20 protein-coding genes, 1 other RNA gene and 2 pseudogenes are annotated in these 23,933 nt (G+C 39.2%); 11 read left to right on the top strand and 12 right to left on the bottom strand.

Annotation, left to right across the window (positions count from 1 at the left end; genetic code table 11):
* Window positions 1-439: 439 nt before the first annotated feature.
* The 8 genes and pseudogenes from MFLO_RS10650 to MFLO_RS10615 all read left to right on the top strand — a co-directional run bounded on the left by MFLO_RS10650 (window position 440) and on the right by MFLO_RS10615 (window position 9,835).
* A complete protein-coding gene (locus MFLO_RS10650) occupies window positions 440-2,545 on the top strand; it encodes a BglG family transcription antiterminator (RefSeq protein WP_036097962.1) in 2,106 nt (701 codons plus the stop codon).
* A gap of 61 nt (window positions 2,546-2,606) precedes the next feature.
* Window positions 2,607-3,800: a glycine C-acetyltransferase gene (locus MFLO_RS10645; RefSeq protein WP_036097961.1), complete on the top strand. Its 1,194-nt coding sequence runs from the start codon at window positions 2,607-2,609 to the stop codon at window positions 3,798-3,800.
* A gap of 140 nt (window positions 3,801-3,940) precedes the next feature.
* Window positions 3,941-4,907: pseudogene (locus MFLO_RS10640) on the top strand (L-threonine 3-dehydrogenase).
* A 94-nt stretch (window positions 4,908-5,001) separates the two neighbouring features.
* A complete protein-coding gene (locus MFLO_RS10635; RefSeq protein ID WP_036097960.1) occupies window positions 5,002-6,327 on the top strand; it encodes an APC family permease in 1,326 nt (441 codons plus the stop codon).
* A gap of 493 nt (window positions 6,328-6,820) precedes the next feature.
* Complete coding sequence (locus MFLO_RS14750) at window positions 6,821-7,492, top strand: YveK family protein (protein ID WP_338151522.1); 672 nt, start codon at window positions 6,821-6,823, stop codon at window positions 7,490-7,492.
* Window positions 7,489-8,157 carry a tyrosine-protein kinase family protein gene (locus MFLO_RS10625; RefSeq protein ID WP_036097958.1) on the top strand — a complete coding sequence of 223 codons (669 nt, stop codon included), beginning with the start codon at window positions 7,489-7,491 and terminating at the stop codon, window positions 8,155-8,157. The genes MFLO_RS14750 and MFLO_RS10625 overlap by 4 nt, the downstream gene beginning before the upstream one ends.
* Window positions 8,158-8,346: 189 nt before the next feature.
* Window positions 8,347-8,652, top strand: a complete 306-nt coding sequence (locus MFLO_RS10620) for a helix-turn-helix domain-containing protein (RefSeq protein WP_149023028.1) — start codon at window positions 8,347-8,349, stop codon at window positions 8,650-8,652.
* Window positions 8,653-8,779: 127 nt separating this feature from the next.
* Window positions 8,780-9,835, top strand: coding sequence for a type I restriction endonuclease (locus MFLO_RS10615; RefSeq protein WP_036097955.1), 1,056 nt, complete (start codon window positions 8,780-8,782; stop codon window positions 9,833-9,835).
* A 55-nt stretch (window positions 9,836-9,890) separates the two neighbouring features.
* Here the strand turns inward: MFLO_RS10615 and MFLO_RS10610 are convergent, their stop codons facing one another.
* The 6 genes from MFLO_RS10610 to MFLO_RS10595 form a co-directional block, all read right to left on the bottom strand.
* On the bottom strand, window positions 9,891-10,904 hold the full coding sequence (locus tag MFLO_RS10610) for a WxLIP family cell surface protein (protein ID WP_206538332.1): 1,014 nt from the start codon (window positions 10,902-10,904) through the stop codon (window positions 9,891-9,893).
* Window positions 10,905-10,966: 62 nt separating this feature from the next.
* Window positions 10,967-11,668 (bottom strand): WxL domain-containing protein, encoded by a 702-nt coding sequence (locus MFLO_RS10605; protein ID WP_036097953.1) that lies wholly within the window; start codon window positions 11,666-11,668, stop codon window positions 10,967-10,969.
* 25 nt (window positions 11,669-11,693) lie between these two features.
* A complete protein-coding gene (locus MFLO_RS10600; protein ID WP_036097951.1) occupies window positions 11,694-12,347 on the bottom strand; it encodes a WxL domain-containing protein in 654 nt (217 codons plus the stop codon).
* Complete coding sequence (locus MFLO_RS17250) at window positions 12,334-12,453, bottom strand: LPXTG cell wall anchor domain-containing protein (protein WP_420912534.1); 120 nt, start codon at window positions 12,451-12,453, stop codon at window positions 12,334-12,336. Before MFLO_RS17250 ends, MFLO_RS10600 begins: the two co-directional genes overlap by 14 nt.
* Window positions 12,454-12,663: 210 nt before the next feature.
* Window positions 12,664-13,647: a hypothetical protein gene (locus MFLO_RS14745; RefSeq protein WP_051993610.1), complete on the bottom strand. Its 984-nt coding sequence runs from the start codon at window positions 13,645-13,647 to the stop codon at window positions 12,664-12,666.
* Window positions 13,631-14,545, bottom strand: a complete 915-nt coding sequence (locus tag MFLO_RS10595) for an L-type lectin-domain containing protein (protein ID WP_051993609.1) — start codon at window positions 14,543-14,545, stop codon at window positions 13,631-13,633. Before MFLO_RS10595 ends, MFLO_RS14745 begins: the two co-directional genes overlap by 17 nt.
* Before the next feature lie 572 nt (window positions 14,546-15,117).
* Here MFLO_RS10595 and MFLO_RS10590 point away from each other — a divergent pair.
* The 3 genes from MFLO_RS10590 (at window position 15,118) to MFLO_RS10580 (ending at window position 17,623) form a co-directional block, all read left to right on the top strand.
* Window positions 15,118-15,780, top strand: coding sequence for a response regulator transcription factor (locus tag MFLO_RS10590; RefSeq protein WP_036097949.1), 663 nt, complete (start codon window positions 15,118-15,120; stop codon window positions 15,778-15,780).
* On the top strand, window positions 15,767-17,152 hold the full coding sequence (locus MFLO_RS10585; RefSeq protein ID WP_036097947.1) for an ATP-binding protein: 1,386 nt from the start codon (window positions 15,767-15,769) through the stop codon (window positions 17,150-17,152). The genes MFLO_RS10590 and MFLO_RS10585 overlap by 14 nt, the downstream gene beginning before the upstream one ends.
* A 174-nt stretch (window positions 17,153-17,326) precedes the next feature.
* Entirely contained in the window at window positions 17,327-17,623 is a 297-nt protein-coding gene (locus tag MFLO_RS10580; RefSeq protein WP_036097946.1) for a WXG100 family type VII secretion target, read from the top strand.
* 278 nt (window positions 17,624-17,901) lie between these two features.
* Here MFLO_RS10580 and MFLO_RS10575 read toward each other — a convergent pair whose 3' ends face one another.
* The 6 genes and pseudogenes from MFLO_RS10575 to MFLO_RS10555 form a co-directional block, all read right to left on the bottom strand.
* On the bottom strand, window positions 17,902-18,234 hold the full coding sequence (locus MFLO_RS10575; protein ID WP_036097945.1) for an arsenic metallochaperone ArsD family protein: 333 nt from the start codon (window positions 18,232-18,234) through the stop codon (window positions 17,902-17,904).
* Between the two features lie 341 nt (window positions 18,235-18,575).
* Window positions 18,576-18,767: a hypothetical protein gene (locus MFLO_RS16490; protein ID WP_036097944.1), complete on the bottom strand. Its 192-nt coding sequence runs from the start codon at window positions 18,765-18,767 to the stop codon at window positions 18,576-18,578.
* 807 nt (window positions 18,768-19,574) lie between these two features.
* Window positions 19,575-19,941, bottom strand: a transfer-messenger RNA (tmRNA) gene (gene ssrA, locus MFLO_RS15115).
* 89 nt (window positions 19,942-20,030) lie between these two features.
* Window positions 20,031-20,495, bottom strand: a complete 465-nt coding sequence (smpB, locus tag MFLO_RS10565; RefSeq protein WP_036097942.1) for an SsrA-binding protein SmpB — start codon at window positions 20,493-20,495, stop codon at window positions 20,031-20,033.
* Window positions 20,495-22,897, bottom strand: a complete 2,403-nt coding sequence (rnr, locus tag MFLO_RS10560; protein ID WP_036097941.1) for a ribonuclease R — start codon at window positions 22,895-22,897, stop codon at window positions 20,495-20,497. Before rnr ends, smpB begins: the two co-directional genes overlap by 1 nt.
* 31 nt (window positions 22,898-22,928) lie before the next feature.
* Window positions 22,929-23,676, bottom strand: a pseudogene (locus MFLO_RS10555) (alpha/beta hydrolase).
* Window positions 23,677-23,933: the final 257 nt, after the last annotated feature.

Below are 23,933 nucleotides of genomic sequence, written 5' to 3'. Positions count from 1 at the left end.
ATTTATACCATTTAAGAACAAAACTGTCATTTTATTCACTACTTCCCACAGTACCTTCTTTTATTTGAATTCAAACATTTTTGAAACAAGATCAGTTATACTAGAGTAGAACTATTTTTTTGTTCCATTTGGCTATCTATTGTTTTGTTAAAGTTTGAGAATGTTTTCACAAACTTTGATTGCTTAGCACGACTGAACCATTGCAGCTAAATGGATTAGCCTTTATTTGAAAATCGACTTTTCGTTTCTTCACATAGTTTTGTCCATTTTTGTCAAATTTTTTTGGACAAATTGAACATTTGTTTATATTGCTTATTTGTAAGCGCAGTCATACTATTAAGGTGTAGATCAAAGCAGTTTAAGAAAAACGTAAAAAACTGTATGTATTGCTCCTTTAATCACTAGAAATGGCTGACGTTTTTAGAAAGGAAGAAATTCTATGTATCTCTCTGCACGATCTCGCATTATATTGGAAAAAATACTTCCAACCAAACAGGAACTTACGGTTCCAGAACTTGCCAGCCAGCTCAATGTCAGTGAACGCACGGTAAGGCGCGATCTAGAAGAAGTGAAACAGATTTTGACACAATTTGATTTGTCGCTCGATAAAAAAGGCGGCAAGCTTTCAATTGTTGGTTCAGATTTAAACCGTGAAACCATGATGCATTCACTACTTGATCTCGTCAGCCAAGAATTTACTCCCTTTGAACGAAAGCAGCACCTTTTACAAATTCTGCTTCGGAATACAGAACCCGTCAAATTGATTTCACTTGCAAATGAATTAGCGGTTACAGTTGCGACAATCAGCAATGATCTTTCTAAGTTGGAAGAAGATTGGAATGGGAAAATTCTGATTCAAAGAAAACGCGGTATCGGTGTCGTGCTTGAGGCTACAACAGCAGCGAGACGCGAACTAATTCGCGAGCTAATTCTTTCATCCGTTCCGAAAATTAAGCTGCAAAAGTTTTTCAGTCAACCGGGAAACAGTGAAGAACTGCTACAAGACTTCCCTTTTCTAAGCGACTTTATCGACTTATCAGAAGTCGCTGATGCTGATTACGCGCTCACTCGCTGGATGAAAAAGCTGTCTTATGAAATCAAAAATGATTCTTACGTTCATCTGCTACTTTATCTTTTACTTGCAATGAAACAAATTGCGGCTTGCGAATTTATCGCCAAAAAAAGCGACAATCCAATTTTTCTTCAAGATTATCCTGAATATGATATTGCCGCGCGAATCTTGCAAGATGTTGTTCCAGAAGTGAAAATTCCTGAAACTGAAATAACAGAAATGACGATGCAAATTTTAGAATCAGAAATTCAAACTGGCGAAGCGGTTTTTTATCGCAACGAAAAAGTACAAGCTATTCGGATTGCAAAAAAGCTCATAACACGCGTGACCAAAGAAATGGACTTGCCACTTTCACAGCTTACCTTGCTGAAAGGCTTAACCGAGCACATCCAGTATTCGCTGATTCGGCTGAAGAAAAACATGCCGCTCAGCAATCCGCTGCTCGCACTAATCCGAAATGAATTTGGCACACTGTTTGACACGGTTCACCGCATTGCTTCCGAGCTTTATCCATTTGAAAAGCTTCCTGAGGAAGAGACCGGCTTTATTGTGCTTCACTTCGAAGCCGCCGTGATTCAGTCAGAAAATTTACGTCCCTACAGCGCACTGGTCGTTACTTCTCGTAGTAATGGGGTCAGCACTTGGTTAAAAGCGAAATTTAAAAAGCAACTGCCGAAGCTTACGAAAATCAAATTTGTTACGCCACTCGAACTCGTTAAGGAAACTGATTTCGCCAAGTACGACATCATCCTCTCCACAACGGAACTTAGTGATTTTGGATTTGATTACGAATGGATTAGCATCTTTATCTCCGATGAAGAAATTGCGTCAATCGAGCAAAAACTTGAGAAAAAAGTCAGTGCAGAAAAAAGCAATCCGCTTTCGCTCACAAGCCAGTTCGATCTTGATCTTTCCAAAACGGTTTCGGATTTGAAAAATGCACACTTTTATTACGGCCTCGTCATTTCATTCCTCGAATCGCTTTCGATTGAAGGAGCTAGCGGAATGACGCGTAACGTGGAAGATAACTTGCGCAACTTCAGTCAGCAAATCGCAGAGAAGCACAGGGGAATCGAAACGGAAGGTTTATTTCAGAAACTTGATGCCCTTGAAGCCAAGCAGAAAATGATTCTTGGCGGAACGAGTACCGGCATTTTTGTTGTGAATGAGAATGTGGATCATGCTTCAGCGCATATTTTCACTTTGACGCATTTGATCGACTTCCAAATCGAAGCAGGTATCAAAACCGGTGTTTCAACGGTCATGGTCATCTTGCTTCCCTATGAACTCAGTGCGGAAGAGCTCGAAATTGTCACTTATCTGCTCAATGTTCTGACAGAAGACGATGCACTAATTTTACTCGCCGAATCGGGCGATAAAAAGAAAATCGAGTCGCTTTTTGCCATCAGCTTGCGTGAATTTCTTGCGCAGAAAAATCCTTACAGCGAAAACGGCTATCCATTTTTACCTTAACCTTGTCATTACCGCGCATTGACGCGTGATAATATAAAAACTTTTAGGAGGAATCAACATTATGTCCAGCAAAGTTTTACATGAATTTTTACAACCGCAATTAGAGGCGCTTCGTGAACAAGGTCTCTATAATGTCATCGATTCAATCGAAGGTCCAAATGGTCCAAAAATCAAGATTAACGGTCAAACTTTGATTAACCTTTCATCAAATAACTATCTTGGCTTTTCAAATGATGCCCGCTTAAAAGCCAAAAGTATCCAAGCCACTGAAGAATACGGTGTTGGTGCAGGAGCTGTTCGTACGATTAACGGCACAATGAAAATCCACGATGAGCTTGAAAAACGCATTGCTGAATTCAAGCACACGGAAGCAGCGATTGCTTTCCAATCTGGATTCAACTGTAACATGGGCGCAATCTCAGCCGTTATGACAAAAAAAGATGCCATTATTTCAGATGAACTGAATCACGCATCAATCATCGACGGCTGTCGCTTATCAGGTGCTAAGATTATCCGTGCGCGCCATCAAGATATGGATCACCTTCGCGAACTTGCAAAAGAAGCTACAACGAGCGGCGAATATGAAAAAGTAATGTACATTTGCGACGGCGTTTTCTCGATGGACGGCGATGTAGCAAAAATTCCTGAGATTGTGGAAATTGCAGAGGAATTCGGTTTAATTACTTATGTCGATGATGCGCACGGTTCTGGCGTTATGGGTAAAGGAGCCGGAACAGTGAAACATTTTGGCTTGTCCGATAGAATTGATTTCCAAATCGGGACGTTATCAAAAGCAATCGGCGTAGTTGGTGGATATGTAGCCGGTTCACAGGAATTAATTGATTGGTTGAAAGTACGTGCTCGGCCGTTCTTATTCTCGACTTCCTTAACTCCAGGCGCAGCCGCTGCTTGTATTGAAGCAATTGATGTGATGGACAGTCATCCGGAAACCATTGAAAAACTTTGGGAAAACGGAACCTACTTAAAAGCGGGTCTTAAAGATCTAGGATTCGATATTGGTCATTCAGAAACACCGATCACACCTTGTATCATCGGCGACGAAAACTTAACACAAAAATTCTCGCGTCGTTTACTCGAAGAAGGCGTTTATGCAAAATCAATCGTCTTCCCTACTGTGCCTAAAGGAACTGGGCGTGTCCGCAACATGCCAACAGCCGTGCACACGAAGGAAATGCTTGATGAAGTACTTAAAGTGTATGAAAAAGTCGGCAAAGAACTAAACGTGATCAGCTGATTTTGGCATAAAAAAAAGCGGGCTGAACGCTCATCCGCAAAAATGAGTTCAGCCGCTCAAGAAATTATTAATACTTCTATTCTATCATGGAAACAAAAAAAAAGCGAACGAAACTAATTCATTTTATGGAGGGTTTTCTAATGAAAAAAATTCTTATTACTGGCTGCTTAGGTCAAATTGGTTCTGAACTCACAATGCGTCTTCGCAAAGATTATGGTGTCGACAACGTAATTGCTACAGATATTCGTCATGTAGATGGACCTGTTTGCGATGAAGGCTTATTCGAAATTTTAGATGTAATGGATAAAGAAAAAAATGCTCGATCTCGCTAAAAAACATGAAGTAGATACGTTAATTCACTTGGCTGCACTTCTTTCTGCTGTTGCCGAAGCTAAGCCACAACTGGCTTGGGACCTCAACATGGGTGGTCTTGTTAATGCCCTTGAAGTGGCTCGCGAACTTAATTTGAAATTCTTCACTCCAAGCTCAATCGGATCATTTGGTCCTGGAACTCCTGCAAAAAACACACCGCAAGATACACTTCAACGTCCAACAACGATGTACGGTGTCACAAAAGTGGCCGGAGAACTTCTATGTGACTATTATTTCACGAAGTTTGGTGTCGATACGCGAGGCGTTCGTTTCCCAGGTCTAATTTCCTACACAACTTTACCTGGCGGAGGAACAACGGACTATGCAGTGGATATTTATTATGAAGCATTAAAAAATAAACATTATGATTCGTTTATTGGTAAAGGCACTTATATGGATATGATGTATATGCCAGATGCGATTGATGCGATTGTTAAGCTGCTCGAAGCTGATCCAAAGCGTCTTGTACACCGTAACGCCTTCAATATTACAGCTATGAGTTTTGACCCTGAACAAATCGCAGCATCCATTCAAAAAGAAATTCCTGACTTCACGATGTCCTATGATGTTGACCCTGTTCGTCAAGCCATTGCCGACTCTTGGCCAGATTCACTTGATGTGACTTGTGCGAAAGAAGAATGGGACTTCGATCCTCAATATGACCTAGATAAAATGACAAAAGACATGCTTGCTAAATTAGCAGAAAAACTGGAAAATAAAAGTGTAGCTAAATAATTTGTTTTTTGAAACAGCATTTTGAATCAACAAAAAAGGGTCTAGAAAGGGTGAACAAATTTGTTCTTCCTTTCTGGGCAGTAAGGGGAAAAACATGGAAAATCAAAAATTGAAAAAAGAGATTGGCTTTTTCACTGCCTTAACCGTCGTTATCGGAACGGTTATCGGCTCGGGGGTATTCTTTAAACCCGAAGCCGTCTTCTCTGCAACAGGAACTGCCGGCCTTGGTCTCCTCGCATGGGTTCTTGGGGGCGTCATCACGATTTGCGGCGGACTGACAGCAGCAGAACTATCAGCAGCTATCCCAGAAACTGGTGGCATGATTGTTTATCTTCGCAAAACCTATGGCAAATTAGCTTCATACATGCTTGGCTGGGCGCAAACCGTTATTTATTTCCCAGCTAACATCGCAGCGCTTTCGATCATCTTCGGAACGCAAGTCGCAAACTTATTCGGTACAAGCGACGCAGTGATTATCCCAGTTGCAATTGCTGCAGCAGTATTCATCATGCTGATGAACTTCCTTGGGGCAAAAGCTGCCGGATCATTCCAAGCAATTACAACCGTTTGTAAACTTATTCCTTTAGCACTTATTATTGTTTTCGGTTTATTCCACCAAGGAGATGTTGCTTTCCGCTTGTTCCCAATGAGCGTTGAAGATCATCCGTTTCTAACAAGCCTTGGTTCAGGACTAGTTGCAACAATGTTCGCCTATGACGGCTGGATTCACGTTGGAAATATTGCCGGCGAAATGAAAAACCCTAAAAAAGACTTACCAAAAGCAATCGTGCTTGGTTTGTCAATCGTAATGGGCGTTTATCTTTTAATTAACATTGCTTATCTAATGGTTATGCCAGCTGCGGCTCTTGCTGCAACTGCAACACCAGCTGCTGATGTTGCAAGTGTGATCTTCGGTTCCATCGGTGGTAAATTAATTACAATCGGTATCTTAATTTCTGTATTCGGAACAATCAATGGATATACGATGACTGGTATTCGTATTCCTTACGCAATGTCACTGCAAAATCAACTTCCATTCAGCGGTTGGTTCCGCAAACTTGGAAAAACTGCCGTTCCTTATAACAGCGGAATCGTTATTTTAATTATCTCGATTATCATGATCTTCTCTGGACAATTCAACCAGTTGACCGACATGTTGATCTTCGTAATTTGGATTTTCTACACGATGATCTTTATCGCTGTCTTTATTCTCAGAAAACGCGAGCCGGAACTTGTTCGTCCGTATAAAGTACCACTTTATCCGATCATTCCGCTTATCGCGATTCTCGGCGGGGTTTTCATTGTACTCAATACGCTATTTACGCAACCGCTTAATGCCGGTGTTGGCCTGCTTCTTACAGCAATCGGTTTACCGATTTACTTCTACAAGAAAAGCAAGGGGCACATGACAGACGACTAAAAACAACCACACTCGGGAGTGAAAGATATGTCCACGATACTTTGGGGGCTCCTCATCGCCCTCGTCTTGATCGTACTTATTTTCGCAGAGCTCGATGAACAAAAAAAAACATAAATAGCTGCAGAAAAACCGGATCTCTATTTCTTCTCAGAGTTCCGGTTTTTTCTGTTTTAAAAAACTTTTGTTTTCTCAAACGTATCTCCCACTGCCTCTAAATTAATTGTTTTTTTCAGTATACCTTTTTCAAAAAAAAGTAGAAGCAAATTTTTTTTCATGGTATACTGTCATTGATGACTTTTTAGGCTGTTATTTATGTTTAATTTTCAAAAAATTAAACTAATAAAACCTCTAAAAAGATGGAAAAGCCTGCTTCAAAGTAAAGAACGAGGGTTTATTCGCATCGAGTAATCCTGCTAAACTGTTATTGTTGCCCATGGCCTCATAAGATCTTACAAATGATAGGTGGAAAAAATGAATATAAAAAATTTAAACGATCGTAAATATTTGGACAATGTTTAAGCAAAAAATAATTTGGATTCTGGCGCTTATTTTGCTTGGTCAGGCATGTGTTTATATCTATCAAAATTTTATAGCGGACACAAAATATCAAGCAAACTTTGGCATACTCCTCAGTAACAAGGAAAATTCAAATACTGCTAGTTCGCAAAGTGAAGTCCAAAGCAATATTCAACTTTTAAACACGTATTCTTCTGTTTTAACAAGTGAAAAAATTTTGTCGGATGTTAAAAATGAAGCAAACGTTCAATTAACAACTGAAGCCATTGCGAAAAAGCTTACGGTGACTTCTGATACAAACTCACTTGCCTTCCATTTCACTTATGAAACGACAGATAAAAAAGAAGCCGACAAAATCAGCCAAGCTTACATCACGGTTATTCAAAAGGATTTTCCGGCATTGTTTCCAAATAATACAGCTACCATTCTTGATCAGCCGACTACGGCCAAAGTAAAACTTGGCTTCACGAACTATATCTTAGTCTTCTTGATTACTTTACTGTTTTCATTTATTTCTTTGCTTATCCTCTGCATGAAAGACCGGAGCATAAAAACGAAAGAACAGCTTATTGACCTTGGCGTCACATACATCGGCGATATTCCTCGGATTGAAGAAGTACATGTTAAAGCTAGAGGAGAAAACTCATGAAATTACAGCGTAGCAAGAAATCGTCCATCATTCAAAGTAATGAAGTTGCAAATGAAAAATTCAGTTCCATCCAAACCAATATCCAGTTCATGCGTGCAAATGGTCAAAACGTGCAGACAATAACTGTCACTTCTGCTAGTAAAGGAGAAGGCAAAACCTTTTTCAGTTCAAATTTCGCGTCTACTTATGCTCAGTTTAAGCAAAAAACTCTTTTGGTGGATACAGATTTTTATTCACCGAAACTGTCGCGTGAAAACTATGCTACAACATCCAAAGGGCTTTCCAACTATTTAATCGGCGATGCAACTTTTGAAGAGGCAGCTCAGCCGCTTGATGACTATCTTGACTTGATTCCAACTGGAGTGATTCCGCCAAACCCGCTTGAACTGATTAAAACACACGATCTAAGCGGCCTGATTCAAGATGCACTGACACGCTATGAAATGATTATCTTTGACTGTCCCCCAATCACAATTTTCACAGATGCTCGAATTTACGCAGCATTATCTGATCTAGGTATCCTCGTTGTGAATAGCGGCAAAACGATGGAAGACGATTTCATTCAAGCGCGCAACTTCCTAGCTGATTCAGGCGTTCGTGCAATTGGGGCTGTGTTGAATAATAGTAAATACGATAAAAGACGATATGATTATTATGGGAGTTAGTTAGAAATTATTTATTTGAGAAGATGTAAAAATAATTTATCTATTTTACATCTTTTTTATTTACCCTTTTACATTCATATTTTTCAGTTTCAAGTTCTGTTTATGTGACTTTTCGTCAACCTCACATTTTTAGATTGATAAGTGACTCATTGTCACTTAAAATGAGGATGAAGAGAGGAGTGAATGATTTTGTTTGCAAATAAGATAAAAAATCTTCGGAAAATCGAAAATCTTACTCAGAAACAACTAGCTGAAAAAATTGGAGTCACACGTAACACACTAGCAAATTATGAAATCGGCAGAAGAGAACCGGATTTTGCTACCCTAACCAAGATTGCTGATCATTTTCAGGTATCGACTGATTTTTTGTTAGATAGAAATATTAGAAGTATTAATGCTAACAAAGAAGAGTCGTTTACTGCACAGTTAGACCGAAAGGAGGACGCAAAAAGACTGTCATCGGCAGAAATAAAAAAAAAGCAGTCCCCTTTTTAAGGATTCTATTGTTGGGTCCCATAAGTAATAGAAAAGCGAGAACATCAAGCAAATGATTTGATCTATCGACTGAAAAGCGTGAATTTATCAATATTAATACATATTTCAAAAACGGGAGATGAACATCATGGAATTTGAACAATTTTCGAAATCATTGAAAACTCTTAGTAACCGAGTTGAGCAACTAACAGAAAACATTACAACCGAAGAAGCCACCAAAACATCTTTAATCATGCCTTTTTTTCAAGTTCTTGGTTATGACATTTTTAATCCACTAGAATTTTCACCAGAATTTACTGCAGATGTTGGTATTAAAAAAGGAGAAAAAGTTGATTATGCTGTTCTTGAAGATGGGTGTCCTCTTATACTAGTCGAAGCTAAATCAATCACTGAACGGCTAAATAAGCATGACTCACAACTGTTTAGATACTTTGGAACAACTTCAGCTAAAATTGGAATCCTCACTAACGGTAATGAATACCGATTTTACACTGACCTTGATGAGCCGAACAAAATGGATAGCACTCCCTTCTTTTCATTTCACTTAACAGAACTTAAAGATGGACAAGCTACTGAAATTTTTAAATTTCACAAAATAAACTTTGACTTAAACAATATTTCTAAAGCTGCTTCAGACCTTAAATACTTGGGCTTCATTAAAGAATTTTTAACCATTCAATTAAACGATCCCAGTGAAGAGTTTGTAAAATTTGTCATTACTGAAATTTATGAAGGAAGTAAAACTAAAACTGTTATTGATAAATTTACTCCTGTAGTTAAGCGAGGCTTTCGCCAATTTATCTCTGAACAAGTTAACAGCAAGCTAACCGCCGCGCTTAATTCATCTGTAACCTCTAGTAAAGAAGAAGAAAGTGTTGTTCATGTGGAAGATGAGCAACAAATTGTTACTACTGAGGAAGAAATTGAAGCCTTTGCTACAACAAAACTCATTTTAAAAAACACGATAGATCTAGAGCGGATTTTTTATCGTGATAACAAGTCTTATTTCAACATTATCATTGACAATAATATCCGCAGATGGATTTTACGGCTTTATGTTAACAATACAAGAAAATTCATTATTTTAAATGACGAGGAAAAGACCGAAATTGAAATCGTGAGCGTAACTGATATTTTCAATTATAAAGAAAAAATCATACCGATAGCAGAAAGATTTATATAAACCTGTCCAAATAGAAAGAAGCACGAACGAGGTTCGCGCTTCTTTCTATTTTCTCTTATTGTCTTTTTCTGCGATAGCGTTCAAATGCAAAGATCAATAAAGCAATTAAGACAGTAAATAATGCCGCAACCACACTATTTTGAACTAAATCATTTCCCTCTTCCAAACCGACAGCTTCATCATTATATTTTTTGTCATGATTCCGAATTTCGAAATCCTTTGTGAACTTCCACTTATGCCCATCCATATCTTGCGCCTTCAGCTCTAACGTATATTTCCCTGGTTCAAGAACCTGATCGTTCCACGAAATCGGCAAATCATAGTTCGAGTTCGGTGCCATCATTTGATTTTCAACCTTTGCTTCATGCAAAACCTTCGTTTTCCCTTTTTTATACACCTTGGATTCCACCGTCATACCAGAAATAATCGTAGCCGCCGTATTTTCTAAATTCGCTGAAACGATTGTATGATAATTTTGTAAGCCGGGTTTGACTTGACCAAGCTGTAAATTTGGTTCCACCTTTTCATCTGATTCGGTCAGCTTTACGCCGATAATATAAGAATAGTCATTTTTAATTTGTACATCTTTTTCTTGCTTTGCTTCCTTATCTGATTCCTTTTTGTGCACATAAAACCCACCCAAAACCGTTCCTTTAAACGCCTCTTTCGGCATTGTAAGCGTGAATTTCACTTGTTTTTCTTCATTCGGTTTTAGCACGACTTCTTGTTTTTTTGAAACCATTTCTTCAAAGTCTGCCTTAAGTGTCTTATCTTTTTTGTCAATTGATTTCCCGTAATTAATTACCCCGTTGCGATTGGTTGTCGCTCTATTTGGTTCTACTTCAATAACAGCTTCTTCCGCTGCATTATTTTGTAGAGTAAGCGAAATTGTTTGAACCGCGCCAGGTTTAACACGCAAATCAAAATATGTCTTCGTTTTGTCCACTTGGTTCTCTGGAATATTTGCTTTCACACTATATTTCATATCACTTGCTTCACCGTTAAGCGGCATTCCTAAAATAAGAGCTGCACTTGCCGTCAATCCGACAATCATTGTTTTTAATTTCATCGTCCATTTCCTTTCTTTTTGAAATGGCAATTAATCTCGCAAGACTAATTGCCATTCTGTTTTTACATCGGTGCGTCTGTTAATTCCCAACTGATTTTAGCTGTATAATCCACATTTGCTTCTGCCGTTCCTGGAAGAACTTTCAATTGTACTTTTTGGTTATCGCCTTGTTTACCATTAAATACGTCGAGCCATGTACCACGACCTGTATTTTCATCAGCACGAAGAATCATTTTTGAATCTGTATTATCAAACTTAACATCAAAAGCTTTAGGTGCCTTCGAAATATTTGCCGTTTGTGTCTTCAGTTCGCCATCTGTAAAAGAAAGTTCAGCACCCTTTAATATTGCAGTACCATCTTTACTTTTAAATTCAGAAGCCTTAGCTGTCAGTGTCCATCCTGCACCAGTTCCGCGAGTGTCAGTAACTTGAACAAACGGATCTGCATTTTTTGCATTATAAATCGTTGTATCAGCCGAGATTTTTTTCGTACCAAACTCGATATTCGATACAAAGTCGACAGTAAGTGGCCCCTCATTCCCAGTACCAGAGTTCGTTGGATCTTCTGGATCAGCAGGATCACTCGGTTTAGGGTCGTTAGGGTTCCTTGGGTTAAGTGGTTTAGTCGGATCTTCCCCCGCTTCAAATGAAATGTGATTGTTAGACTCAGCAGAATCAGCTAATGCTGCAAAAGCAGTTTGCGCAGTTCCTGTAAGCGTCACTGCAAAAGCACAAGTAAGTGTGGCAAATTTAATTTTATTCATAATTTCTTTTCTCCCTTTTTAAACATTATTTAGTTGGTGCGTCTACAAGACTCCAGCTTAGCGTTGCATTATATTCACCTGCAAAGTTACCGGCAGGTACTGTCAATTTAACTTCATCGCTGTTTAGCACATCAGCCCAAGAACCCATCCCTGTTTTTTCATCTGCTTGCATCAAAGTAGCAGCTCCTTCGCCGTCAGCTTCAAGTTTAATTCCAAAGTTGTTTGGTGCTACAGAAACATTTCCTGCCGTCGTTTTCATTTGACCTTGTGGAATTGTAAGCGAAGCTCCTTTTAATACCTTTTCTTTATCTTTCGCTTCAGCAAAAGCAGATAAACCTACTTGCAGCATCCATCCTTGGCCTTCTCCGCGACGGTCTGATACTTGGATATTCGCATTTTTTGCTGAGATCGTATACGTTTGTGTAGCTGAATCAATATCGTGCATTCCAAAATTAAATGGTGTTACATTATCAATCGTAAGCGGTCCGACATTTCCTGTTTCTCCGCCTGGTTCACCTGGCTCGATTGGTTTAACTGGATCTTTCTTTTCACCTTGTTGAAGTTTGACGTTTGCTTTCGATGTTGCATTGTCAGCCTCTGCTGCAAATCCTGTTTTCGCTCCAAAAGTAAGCAGTGTTGCTGCTGCTACCGTTCCGATTACTAATTTATTCATTTTCATTTCTTTTCCTCTTTTCTTGTTTTAATAGTATATATGCAGCTGCCAGTGCAAGAGCGCCTGTCAGCACAATAAAAGTTTCATTCGCTTGATCGCCCGTTTGCGGGATTTTCTCAAACTTTGTTTTCCTATCACTTTCCTTGCTCTTAGAAGAAATCGTTTTTTCTTCTTCTTGAGCATTTCCTTCAACAAAACGAATGTGTCCGCTGCTTTCAAACTGATTAGTCGCCGCAAGAGAACTTACCGAAGGAAAAACAAAAGAGATAACCAGTAAAAATCATTACACCTATTACTTTTTTCATCTTTAACCTTCCTTTACTCAAGGCGTGTCTTCAAGAACCCATTCAACCGCTCCACTATATTCTCCAACGTAAGAAGAAGGTAGCAGTTCAATGCCAAGTCCTTGCTTTTCATTCCATTCAATTTTTTGAAGTTTTTCAGTACCTGTTTCACCTGATTTAATTTGAATAAGATTTTCAGTATCAAGCGGTTGCGAATTCCCTTTTTCATCTACAAAAACCAAACCGTTAAGCTGATTTCCTTCTTTTGAAACAAGTGGCTTTTTAAGACGTGCTTTAAGCGACCATGAGCCTCCAGCTCCTCGTGTATCTGAAATCGTAATACCCCTATTCTTATTTGCAAAAATAAGCGTATTTTCCGTTGGGATTTCTTGCAAACCAAACTCAAAATCTGAAATCTCAGAAAAACTCAATCTTCCTTCCACTAATAGATCGACATAATCGACATTCGATTTAGCCCCTTCCGCGTCCATCGCATAAACATTCACGCGATGTTTACCCAGTTCTAAAGTTTCAGGTTTTACATATAGATTGAAATTATAGTTCACATTTGTTGGATTATTCTCTTGCTTCCCAAGAAACTTCTGCGGAGTTCCATTATCAATTTGGTAGTAAAGTTCTACCCAACCGCTGTCATGGTCGCGCCAACTTCCCGGAATTCGAATACTTGGTGCATTCGGAGTCTCAAGTCCAACAATCTTTCCAGAATCCATCAGTTCAACAACTGGCGGGCGATTACTTGCAATCGTAAAGTCAATGGGGTCTGAATTTGTTATTAAGTTTTTGCCGACAGAAGCCGACTTTTCAGTTACCTCTTGATCCATATCCACTTTATTTACCCGAGCTTCAAAACGAATCTTTTTAATCCCAGATTTCTCAGTCAAGTCGCCAAACGGAAGATTTAAAACTTCGCCAGTAAAAAAACTTTCATCTAACCCTGTTTCATTACCATCTTGATCCACCGCACGAAGCGAACCAGGAAGATGCTTAACGTAAGGATTCAATCTTTTTTTTTAGAAAAACATCCTTCCAAGCAGTCTTACCCTTCAAATACTGCGTATCAATTTCGTAAGTCAACACATCCTCTGCATGAACTTCTTTGCCTTCAATGCTTTTGCCGTCTCGTTGATCAACAATTTTTTCTTTGGTTTCACCTTCCAAAAGTTCTGGAATTTCTTCGAAAACAACGCGGTTATTCGCATAATCACTTCCTGTTGAACCTGTAAAACCCCAGTAAACTTGCGAAGTTCCAAATACATCCTTCACATCAATCGGAATACTGATCGTTCTCATTGTATCGAATTGATACGTGAGCGTTGATCGCTCAGCATCCCACTTCACTACAAAATGATGCCATTTTCCATCAGATAGATAGTTATTTTTTGGAAAAATCGGATCTTCATGATTGAGCCACCGGTAAGAGCCAATTAATTTCCATTCATCATGATAAGTTGACTTCTTTCCCGGATATCCCCATGCAATGTGATTTTTTCCTTTTGGAATTGCTGCATCAAACTCACTATTATAATGTGTATCAAACTCGACTGCGAAAGAGTTCATGATCGCCATTCCGAAGTCCTTATAACTCGCTGAATCCCAAACCCCGAGACGTGCTCCTTCACCTGTTCTGAAAGCTTTATTTTTATTCTTATCTGCCTGCATAACGAATGCCATGCCGTCAGCCGCCTTTTCTCCTCTATCCCCAAAATAAAGGTACATCGACGTTTTAAAATCTTTCGTCAAATCCATCATGTTGCCATCTGTGTTCCAGATCGCACCTGCTTGGTTTTTTCTGTCAGCTGTAATTTCTACAATATCCAAGTCATCTGATTCAATGACTGAACTGTTTGCACCGCTTGGCACTTGAAAAACATCTGTCAGCTTAATTCCAGCAGGCGGCATGCTTTCCTCATTTGCATAGGCTGTCAGCGGTAGTAAGAAACTGAAGGAACATACAAATAAAAAAAAACATCCAAACTTGTTTCACCATTACACCTCCCTGTGTATTTTTGATTCCTGTGTGTCGTTTCTTGCCTGTTGATTGCTACAGTCATTATTTTGCCAGTTGCTTGTGATCTATGAATGACCTTAATATATAATTTGTGTAAAGTTTTGGATAAAAAGTATATTCTTATAAAATCAAAGACAAAATAATTTTACTTTAATATGAATAAACTCAAGGGAATCCCCAACCTAATAGCGCTTTTCAATAGCCAACCAAGCATTTTTATAACCAGCAATAATGTATCTTTATTTTTTATTTTCAAATGTATTTTTATCCGCGATTTCTTTGTAAAAAGCCTCATAGTGCGGTATTATAACTAAAAGCAGCATGATTTTGTTTTCATTTTTATCCCAGTGAACTGCTCAAAAACTTTTGTTCACATCAAGCACGTTAGTATTGCAAAACGGGGAGTCACAAATTTTCTAACGGAAACTTTCAAGATAAAAAGATACATCTGGAGGGGATTTTTTTGAAATATCGGGTTTTAGTAGTGGAAGATCAATCGGACATTCGTACAGCCATTCAAGCGTTCATTACGCGCTCAGGCTACGACGTCGTTTCTGTTGCAACTGGAGAGGAAGCGTGGGAAAGCTTTCAAACAGAGGAGTTTCACGTTATTTTAACGGATATGATGCTTCCCGGATTGTCAGGCGAAGAACTTATAAAAAAAATTAGAGCCGAAAGCGACATTCCCATCATCGTCATCAGCGCACTTACAGATGAAATGTTTCAAATCAATGCCTATGAATATAAAATTGATGACTATGTCAGTAAGCCTTTTTCAATGAATATTTTAATTTACAAAATTGAAGCCATCATTCGCCGTACATACACTGAAGCTTTAACTGAAATTGAATACAAAGATATTCGTTTAATTGTCAATAACTATGAAGTGTTCTATCATGGTGAACTTGTAGATTTAACAGCTAAAGAATTTGAGTTACTTCAAACGCTGCTGCTTGGAAAAGGGAAAATCTACACGCGTGAAGAATTAATCGACCTTATTTGGGGTTATGACTACCTTGGCGACACACGGACTATCGATATGCACATCAAAAATATACGTAAGAAGCTATTCCCAGAACTGATTGCTACAGTAAAAGGAGTTGGCTATCGCATTGAAAGAAATTAAGTGGACGCAAAAACTGAATTTATTCTACCGCAACTGGTTTGTCATGTTTATAAGTATTGGTATCACTTTATTTCTCTTTTTCATCGTCACCGCACTTATTTTGATTGCAAGCATTCAGGAGCATCAGCGCGCTGTTTTTAAGAAGCAGGCGGATCAAATATTTGCTTCCTATAAAAAAAAGGAATTTAACGCATCCACGGATGATATGTCAACGAAACAAGATTATACAATCTTCATTTTCAAGAATGGACAACTTGAGTACTCGAACTTAAATATCCATAAAGACCAACACGGTCAAGAACTTACAGCCTCGGTCTACAAACAAAAATACTTCAACCATTTGAACTCAGACTATCTCAGCTACGAAAACAAAAACGGTAGCTATCACATTTTTGTTTCTACTATTAATGACCTTTCACCACGAGCAATCTTCCAACTAACTAAAAAATTAATTTTATACGGCTCCATTCTCGGCTTGATTGTCTCCTTCATCCTCTCCGTCATTTACTCACGAAATATGCGCAAACAATTTAACCAAGTCAATACCTTTATCGAGTCGTTTACCGATACGCCTGAATCCAAGGCGCCAAAACAGCGGACGCTTAATACAGAATTTAAAGCGCTTGAAACCAATATTTCCGATGTTTTCACGAAGCTCGATCAAACTTCTAAAAAGCTTGAAGCGCAGTATGCCAAAGAACAAAAACAGCAAAAAGATCGCATTGATTTCATTCGCGGCAGCAATCACGAACTGAAAACACCGATCATGTCGCTTCGACTGATTCTTGAAGGCATGTTATACAACTATCCAGAATATGAAGATAAAGAATACTTTTTACATGTTTCAATAAAAAAACTCGATGAAATGAAAAACTTAGTCAATGAAATTATGGACGCTTCTCGGCTTGAAGTAGATTTCGTTGAAGGCTCTTCTAATTTAACAACAACCATCCAAAACACAGTTGATCTTTTTGAACCAATTATTCTCGATCAAAATGTGACCATCAGCCTTCAAAATTCGAATCCGGATACCATCATTAATATTCCGGGTAAACACTTGAAAAAAGTTTGCTCCAACTTAGTTAGCAATGCTTTGAAGTATTCGCCGCACGATTCGACCATTGAAATCGGCTACGGGGCGAACCCGCTTGTTTTCTATATCCGAAACAAAATGGCAAGTTCCGTTCAGTTGGATGTAAAAGAAATTATCCGGCCTTTCCACACCCAAGATCAATCGAGTGAAGAGTTTCAAAGTCATGGCCTCGGCTTGTTCGTCGTTGACAATATTTTGAGTAATTACGAGTATCTCTATGAAATACGTCAGGAAAAGGCTCATTTTTCATTCATCATTTATTTAACACAAGAACGCTAAGAATTTTGCTTAAACCGCTAGAGCAGAAATAGACATCTGTTTTAGTGGTTTTTTGGTTAAATGGGGCATTTATTGACGAAAAAGCCAGAAAACCTTCACAAAACGTTCATAAATATTTGAGCTTCTGTATGGTATACTAGACGTGTAAGTATACATATTAAAGGAGATGAAGAAATGGCTGGACAAATCAGAATGAGTCCTGAGGAACTTCGCTCACGTGCGAAAACTTACGGACAAAGCGGTCGAGAAATCGAACAACTTTTACAACGCCTTTCCCAATTACAAGAACAATTGAGAAGCGAATGGGAAGGTCAAGCGTTCCAACGTTTTGACGATCAATTCAACCAATTGAAACCAAAAGTAACAGAATTTGCACATTTGATGGATCAAATCGAAGCGCAACTTACTAAAACTGCTACTGCGGTGGAAGAACAAGATCAAGCTTTATCACAAAATTTTGGTTTAAATTAAATAATGAAATTGAAAAAGCAGTTCGTTAAAAAAACGAACTGCTTTTTCATTGAATCGCGTATATCATTCCTTCTATTTCTAACTATCTCCATCACCATTTGAATCCCTGTAACTGCGCTCATTTATCCGTAAGCAAGCAACTAATGAAGACTTAGAAGAGTTTGAGCAATTTATATTAGTGAGCGTCGTAAAATATTAAAAAAACGCCCCCCAGCGAGAGCTGAGGGTATTTTTTATGATCGTTCAAAAATAACAAAATAACATACCTCTAAAACAGATTATTGACCATCGATTTGAACATCTAGTCCGATTTCGAAAATCTCTTCTAATTCTTCATTAGTTAGTAAGCGGCCTTGTTTAATTATCTTACCGTTTAGCACTACAATTGGTAACATGTTAAGACCATTACTCTCAATCTGATTTTTGATGATTTTTCTATGCTGAAAAACATAGCTGTCTTTCTCATAGAAATACAAGGTTATTTCTGTTTCTACCCCTTTCATAGAGAGATATGTATCTCGAAATTGTTCATTCATTAAGCTTCTGAAAACTTCCATCTCAACTTCATACTTTTTATCATTTTTATAGCAAAAGTATTCTAATTTTATCATTTTCCTAGAGTTACTCCTCCTGCTTTTAAACTAGCTGTTCCCAGTCCCATTCGTGTTCAATATTGTGTACTAGCACTACATGCAAGATATCTTTTCTTACCATAATGATTAAAATAAATTCCCCCGCCACAACTTTTAGGAGACTTATAAGGAAGTACCGATGACTTTTTAGATTTTGAACCATAAGTCAACATCGTATTTAATTCATAAAAACCTGATTTTGTCGCAGTAATTATATAAGTAGTGTATCCTGTTGTATTATTAATTTTTTTTTGTTGATGCTGTATACCAAATCACATTAACAGATCTTGTGGCAGCAACTCCGTTTTGTGACATATCAATTACAGCGGTAGTGTAATATTCTTGATTATCATCAAAACCTTCTTTTTAAAAAAAAAGTTTTTTTCTACACTCGAAAGATTTTCAAAATTAACTTTTTCTGTAGCTGAACTTCCAGAAGCAAAAACAGAATCTTGTGGTAATAAAATAATCGCAATCATTAAGCCTAAGAACAAAGTAGTTATTTTTTTCATGAGATTTCCCTTCTTTTGATGTCTTAATTATTTTCGATAATTGTTGATTGATAGTGATCATTTTTTCTATCAAACCCATTTGATCTGAAAAATGCTTGTGTTTGTTTATCTAATTTCGCGAAATCTGTTTTTTTACTTTCTTTGACGATCCTCCCCATTTCATTTGCATGAGCTATCGGGAATACCATCACCGTTAAGCATAGCACTAAAAAAGTCCAAAATATAATTTAGATTTTTTCATAATCCATCCCCTTTCTATTAATTTTCAAATTGTACCATAAAAATATTCTGAAAAACCAAAAAAGTAATGAAACGTCTGTTTCTTGTCGTGAATGATTAGAAATCAATAAATTTTATGTTTTTTCACATTTTAGTAAGAATATTAAATCTTTTTTTGTTATAACTTTAGTCTTTCAAACATAGAAAAGACCAACCTTCAGTTCTTAAACAGGCTGGTTTATTATAAATTTCAAGCCCCATTATAAAAGTTTCTATACTTTTCTCAATCAATCCTACTTTATCGAGGTTTAAATATTAAAAATGTTTCTCGCCGTTTAGGTCACAATACACTTATTACCATTTTAGAAACTTACAAGCATATTGTTGACGAGTTAGAGCAAAAAGAGGCGAGAGAAGCAGACAATGTAATGTACGAAATTTATGGAGTTATATAAAATTGGTGGCAAATCGGTGGCAAAAAAAATCTAAAACAATGTATTTTTTACTAATTCTAAGCAAATCAAAAAACTTCTAAACGGCTTTATACCAACCATTCAGAAGTTCAAACAGTATTTATCCTGTTTTAAAATATGGAGCTGGCGGGAGTCGAACCCGCGTCCAGAAACATCGGCACTCCAGCTTCTACGCGTGTAGTCGCAGTATTAGAATTTCGCTTGAAGTTCAGCCCTGCAACAGGCTTCCCTCGAGCTAGCTTGATTCATCTCTTCTTTCCGACTCCAAACGTAAGCCTAAAAGCGTACCCCACTTAGAGTAAGACCCTTACCGTAGCACATGGGCGATGCACGGAGGATCAGCTTAAGCTACTATTACGCAGCGAAAGCTAAAGATTTGTTTTCTTTGCCAGTTATTATTGGCTTTTGCGTTGATAACGAGGACGACACCCCCGACGCGCAACCAGAGCTCGAACTATCCCTGTCGAATCCGTAACAGCCCCGAACTTAACCATTATACTAAAAAAACATAGCTCTAGCAAGAGAGCCCAGCCAGATTGACACTAAAATTAATCCTGAACTCCCTAGCAAATTAACGCTGCCTTTCCTTAAACGCCCGTTCAATATCGCGTTTCGCTTCTTTGCGTTTCAAATCTTCCCGCTTATCGTATTTCTTCTTACCTTTCGCAACACCAATCAAAACCTTGGCATAGCCATCTTTGATATACATTTTAAGCGGCACAATCGAATAACCGGCTTCCTTCGTCTCACCGATCAAGCGGCTGATTTGTTTTTTATGCAGCAAAAGTTTCCGCGTCCGAAGCGGCTCATGATTGTAACGATTGCCTTGCTCGTAGGGGCTAATGTGCATGTTGTGCAGAAATACCTCGCCTCGTTCAACGCGTGCATAAGCGTCCTTCAAATTCACACGCGCATTCCGAACCGATTTGATTTCCGTTCCTTGAAGCACAATGCCCGCTTCAAAAGTTTCTTCAATCGCATAATCATGACGGGCTTTTTTGTTCTGAGCAACTAAATTCCCTTCTCCTTTAGGCATTACCGCCGCCTCCTTTCTGCTTCATTACCGTTTTTTTCTTTTTTCTTATTTTTCGGCTGCCCTTTTTTAGCGACACCCTCATAAAATGTTTTTTTCTTCTTTTTCTTCTTCGGTTTCGTAGACCAGTCGTCCTCAGCTTCACGTTTCTTGCTCTTTTGAGCTGGTTTTTTATCCTTATTTTTCTTATTTGTACTCTTATAACCGCGCGTTTTATCAATCGGTTTTTGGCGCTGTCTGCCGCCTTTTGCCGGCCGTTCAATTTCCTTACCTTCACTGAGCAGCTTAAAGTCAATCGCTCGGGCATCCACATCGACCTTCGTTACTTCGACCTCAACCTCGTCGCCGATTCGGTAAACACGCCCCGTCCGTTCACCAATCATCGCAAGCAGATTTTGATGGAACTGATAAAAGTCATCCTTCATTGCGCTAACATGAACAAGCCCTTCAATCGTATTCGGAAGTTCAATAAATAAGCCAAAATTCGTTACAGAACTAATAATCCCTTCAAATTTCTCGCCGACCTTATCGACCATGAATTCCGTTTTCTTCAGTTCATCCGTTTCACGTTCTGCTTCAATCGCACGGCGTTCCATCTTCGAAGCATGTTCCGCCACATCAGGCAGTTGTTCCGCACGTTTTTCAATCGTTGCCTCGCTGACATCCCCATCAATCAAATACTCGCGAATTAAGCGGTGCACCATCAAATCCGGGTAACGCCTAATCGGCGAAGTGAAATGCGTATAAAAGTCCGTCGCTAGCCCAAAGTGCCCTGCCGAAACCGTGTCATATTTCGCTTGCTGCATCGAGCGGAGCATCACCGTTGAAATCACCATTTCCTCAGGCTTTCCTTTAATATCCAGAAGCACTTGCTGCAAAGCCGCCGGATGAATCTGATTCGACGTCCCTTTCACCACAATACCGAAGTTCGTGATGAACTCGAAAAAACGAGCCAATTTGTCTTCCTTTGGGTCTTCATGAATCCGGTAAATAAACGGAACATCCATCCAGTGAAAATGTTCAGCCACAGTTTCATTCGCAGCGAGCATAAACTCTTCAATTAAGCGCTCCCCAGCTGAACGTTCTCTAAGAACCACTTTTTCCGGATGACCATTTTCATCAACGACAACACGCGCCTCTTTGGCATCAAAATCAATCGCACCGCGTTTTTCACGCTTTTCATGAAGCTGCTTCGAGAGTTTCAGCATATCTTCAAGCATCGGCACAATGTTCGCATATTTTTCTCTAAGCGCCGCATTTTGTTCCACTAAAATATCATTAACATCCGAATACGTCATCCGTTCCGTCGTCTTAATGATACTTTCAAAAATTTCATGATTCACAACATGCCCAGTTTCATCAATTTCCATCACACAGCTAAGCGTAAACCGATCCACTTTTGGATTAAGCGAACAAATTCCGTTTGACAGTTTATGCGGCAGCATCGGAATAACCCGATCCACCAAATAGACACTCGTACCTCGTTCCAAAGCTTCCTTATCGAGCGCCGAATCTTCCGTCACATAATGCGACACATCCGCAATATGTACACCGAGTTCAAAGTTTCCATTCGGAAGTTCGCGAACCGTAACCGCATCATCCAAATCCTTCGCATCTGCCCCATCAATCGTAATGATCATCTGATCGCGCAAATCGCGGCGGCTCCCAATATCACTTGCATCAACCTCACTTGGCGCAGCCGCCGCTTCCTTCATGACATCCTCAGAAAACGTCATCGGAATATCGAGCTTATGAATAATCGACAAAATATCGACCCCAGGATCATTCCGGTGCCCGATGATCATCTTGACAATTCCTCGCGCCCGTTCATGCGAATGTGGATACGCCGTCAGTTCGACAATAACCTTATGTCCATCAACCGGTTTTAAGCCGTCATCCAAGTCGACATCAATTTCCCCAGAAATTCGTTTATCATCTGGGATCACAACCCCTTCACCCGTCAAATCTTCCATATAAGTCCCGACAACTTGAGACGTCTTGCGTTCTACAATCTTATGAATAATCCCTTCCGCCAAATTGTCGCCTTTGCGTTTTGTGATCTCCGCAAGAACAGTATCGCCGTTCATCGCATCGCCCACTTCATTCGGCGGAATAAAAATATCATCCAGTTCCTTATTATCCGGCAAGACAAAACCGAAGCCGCGCTCATGCGCTCGAAACGTCCCTTCAATGGTATCAGACTGAGCCGGAAGCGTATAGCGGTTTCGTTTCGTCCGCACAATTTGCCCCTTATCCTCAAGCCGCACAAGTGCCTTCACCATTTCCTTGAAGTCCTCCGCATCATGCGGTTTAAACTCAAGTTCAAGATCATCGAGCGAATACGCCTTATCCTTGTTTCCCCCTAAAATCTCTAGCAGCCGTGCTTCTATTTCCTTAACATTCACCTAGAACCCCTCCTTTCTATTCCTTCTGCTCCTATTCTTGCCAGTCAAGTTGATTAAGAAAACGCAGGATGTCATCTTGCAAAATCTTTCGCTCCTTATCAATCGTAATGACATGCCCAGAATGGTCGTAATATTTAATATGCTTATCATTCGACTGCACCGTCTCATAAATCCAGTCAGCGCCGGAAACATCTACCATATCGTCCAGTTTCCCTTGCACCACAAAAATCGGTGCATAAATCATATCAATATCTTGCATCACCGAATTAATTTCATCCTTTAGTTTTGCAATTTGATCAGTCGATTTGTGCGCATACTCCACTATCTCCGTTTCAATCTGCTCTGGGCGTTTTTCCTTCGAGTCGCTTATAATTGCGGACATACTCCATATATCCGGCGATAATTGGCGACGAGCTGTCCATTCGTGTTGGTGCACTCATCGAAACAATTCCCTTAACCGGCTTTGTAAAACCCATTTTTAGTGAAAAAAGTGCGCCAAGCGAGAGCCCGCAAACCGCGATTTCCCTGTACCCCAAATCTTGGAGATGCTGATACGCGTCTAAGGCGTCTTGCCACCAATCAGTCGGCCCTGTCTTAAGAAGCAGATCCGGTGAAACACCGTGGCCTTTATATTGCGGCGCATAGGCCGTGTAATTGTGATCTTGCAAAAAGCGTCCAAGCATTCTTACATCTGCAGAACTTCCCGTAAAACCGTGAAGCAAGAGAACCGCACGTTTGCCCGTTTCAAATAAAAAAGGCTTTGGTGGTGTAAATTTCATCTATTAAAACGCTCCTTACTACATTTGTTTCTCTTCTAGTTTACGAGAAAACCGACCATCTAGCAATTAAAAAAAGTTTCCACGAATCAAAAAAGCATTCCCAAAACTGGGAATGCTTCAGACTGTTGAAAAACGACAATTCCAAAATGAAAAAAAGACGGGATTGTCGTTTTTAAGCTCTCAGAATGAAAAAAACTCGAAGAAGAACAAGAACTTCTTCCACGTCCATAAAGCTAGTTTTTTCAGGTTCATGGCAG

This window comes from Listeria floridensis FSL S10-1187 (genome assembly GCF_000525875.1).
Taxonomy (GTDB): Bacteria; Bacillota; Bacilli; order Lactobacillales; family Listeriaceae; genus Listeria; species Listeria floridensis.
Note: the sequence above shows the minus strand (reverse complement) of the source record. Positions and strands in the feature narration are given on the sequence as shown.

Coding starts and splice junctions, on each gene's coding strand:
- MFLO_RS10650 (WP_036097962.1), top strand. CDS start 440: ATGTATCTCTCTGCACGATCTCGCATTATATTGGAAAAAATACTTCCA.
- MFLO_RS10645 (WP_036097961.1), top strand. CDS start 2,607: ATGTCCAGCAAAGTTTTACATGAATTTTTACAACCGCAATTAGAGGCG.
- MFLO_RS10635 (WP_036097960.1), top strand. CDS start 5,002: ATGGAAAATCAAAAATTGAAAAAAGAGATTGGCTTTTTCACTGCCTTA.
- MFLO_RS10625 (WP_036097958.1), top strand. CDS start 7,489: ATGAAATTACAGCGTAGCAAGAAATCGTCCATCATTCAAAGTAATGAA.
- MFLO_RS10615 (WP_036097955.1), top strand. CDS start 8,780: ATGGAATTTGAACAATTTTCGAAATCATTGAAAACTCTTAGTAACCGA.
- MFLO_RS10610 (WP_206538332.1), bottom strand. CDS start 10,904: ATGAAATTAAAAACAATGATTGTCGGATTGACGGCAAGTGCAGCTCTT.
- MFLO_RS10605 (WP_036097953.1), bottom strand. CDS start 11,668: ATGAATAAAATTAAATTTGCCACACTTACTTGTGCTTTTGCAGTGACG.
- MFLO_RS10600 (WP_036097951.1), bottom strand. CDS start 12,347: ATGAAAATGAATAAATTAGTAATCGGAACGGTAGCAGCAGCAACACTG.
- MFLO_RS10595 (WP_051993609.1), bottom strand. CDS start 14,545: ATGCCGCCTGCTGGAATTAAGCTGACAGATGTTTTTCAAGTGCCAAGC.
- MFLO_RS10580 (WP_036097946.1), top strand. CDS start 17,327: ATGGCTGGACAAATCAGAATGAGTCCTGAGGAACTTCGCTCACGTGCG.
- MFLO_RS10575 (WP_036097945.1), bottom strand. CDS start 18,234: ATGATAAAATTAGAATACTTTTGCTATAAAAATGATAAAAAGTATGAA.
- MFLO_RS16490 (WP_036097944.1), bottom strand. CDS start 18,767: ATGAAAAAAATAACTACTTTGTTCTTAGGCTTAATGATTGCGATTATT.
- smpB (WP_036097942.1), bottom strand. CDS start 20,495: ATGCCTAAAGGAGAAGGGAATTTAGTTGCTCAGAACAAAAAAGCCCGT.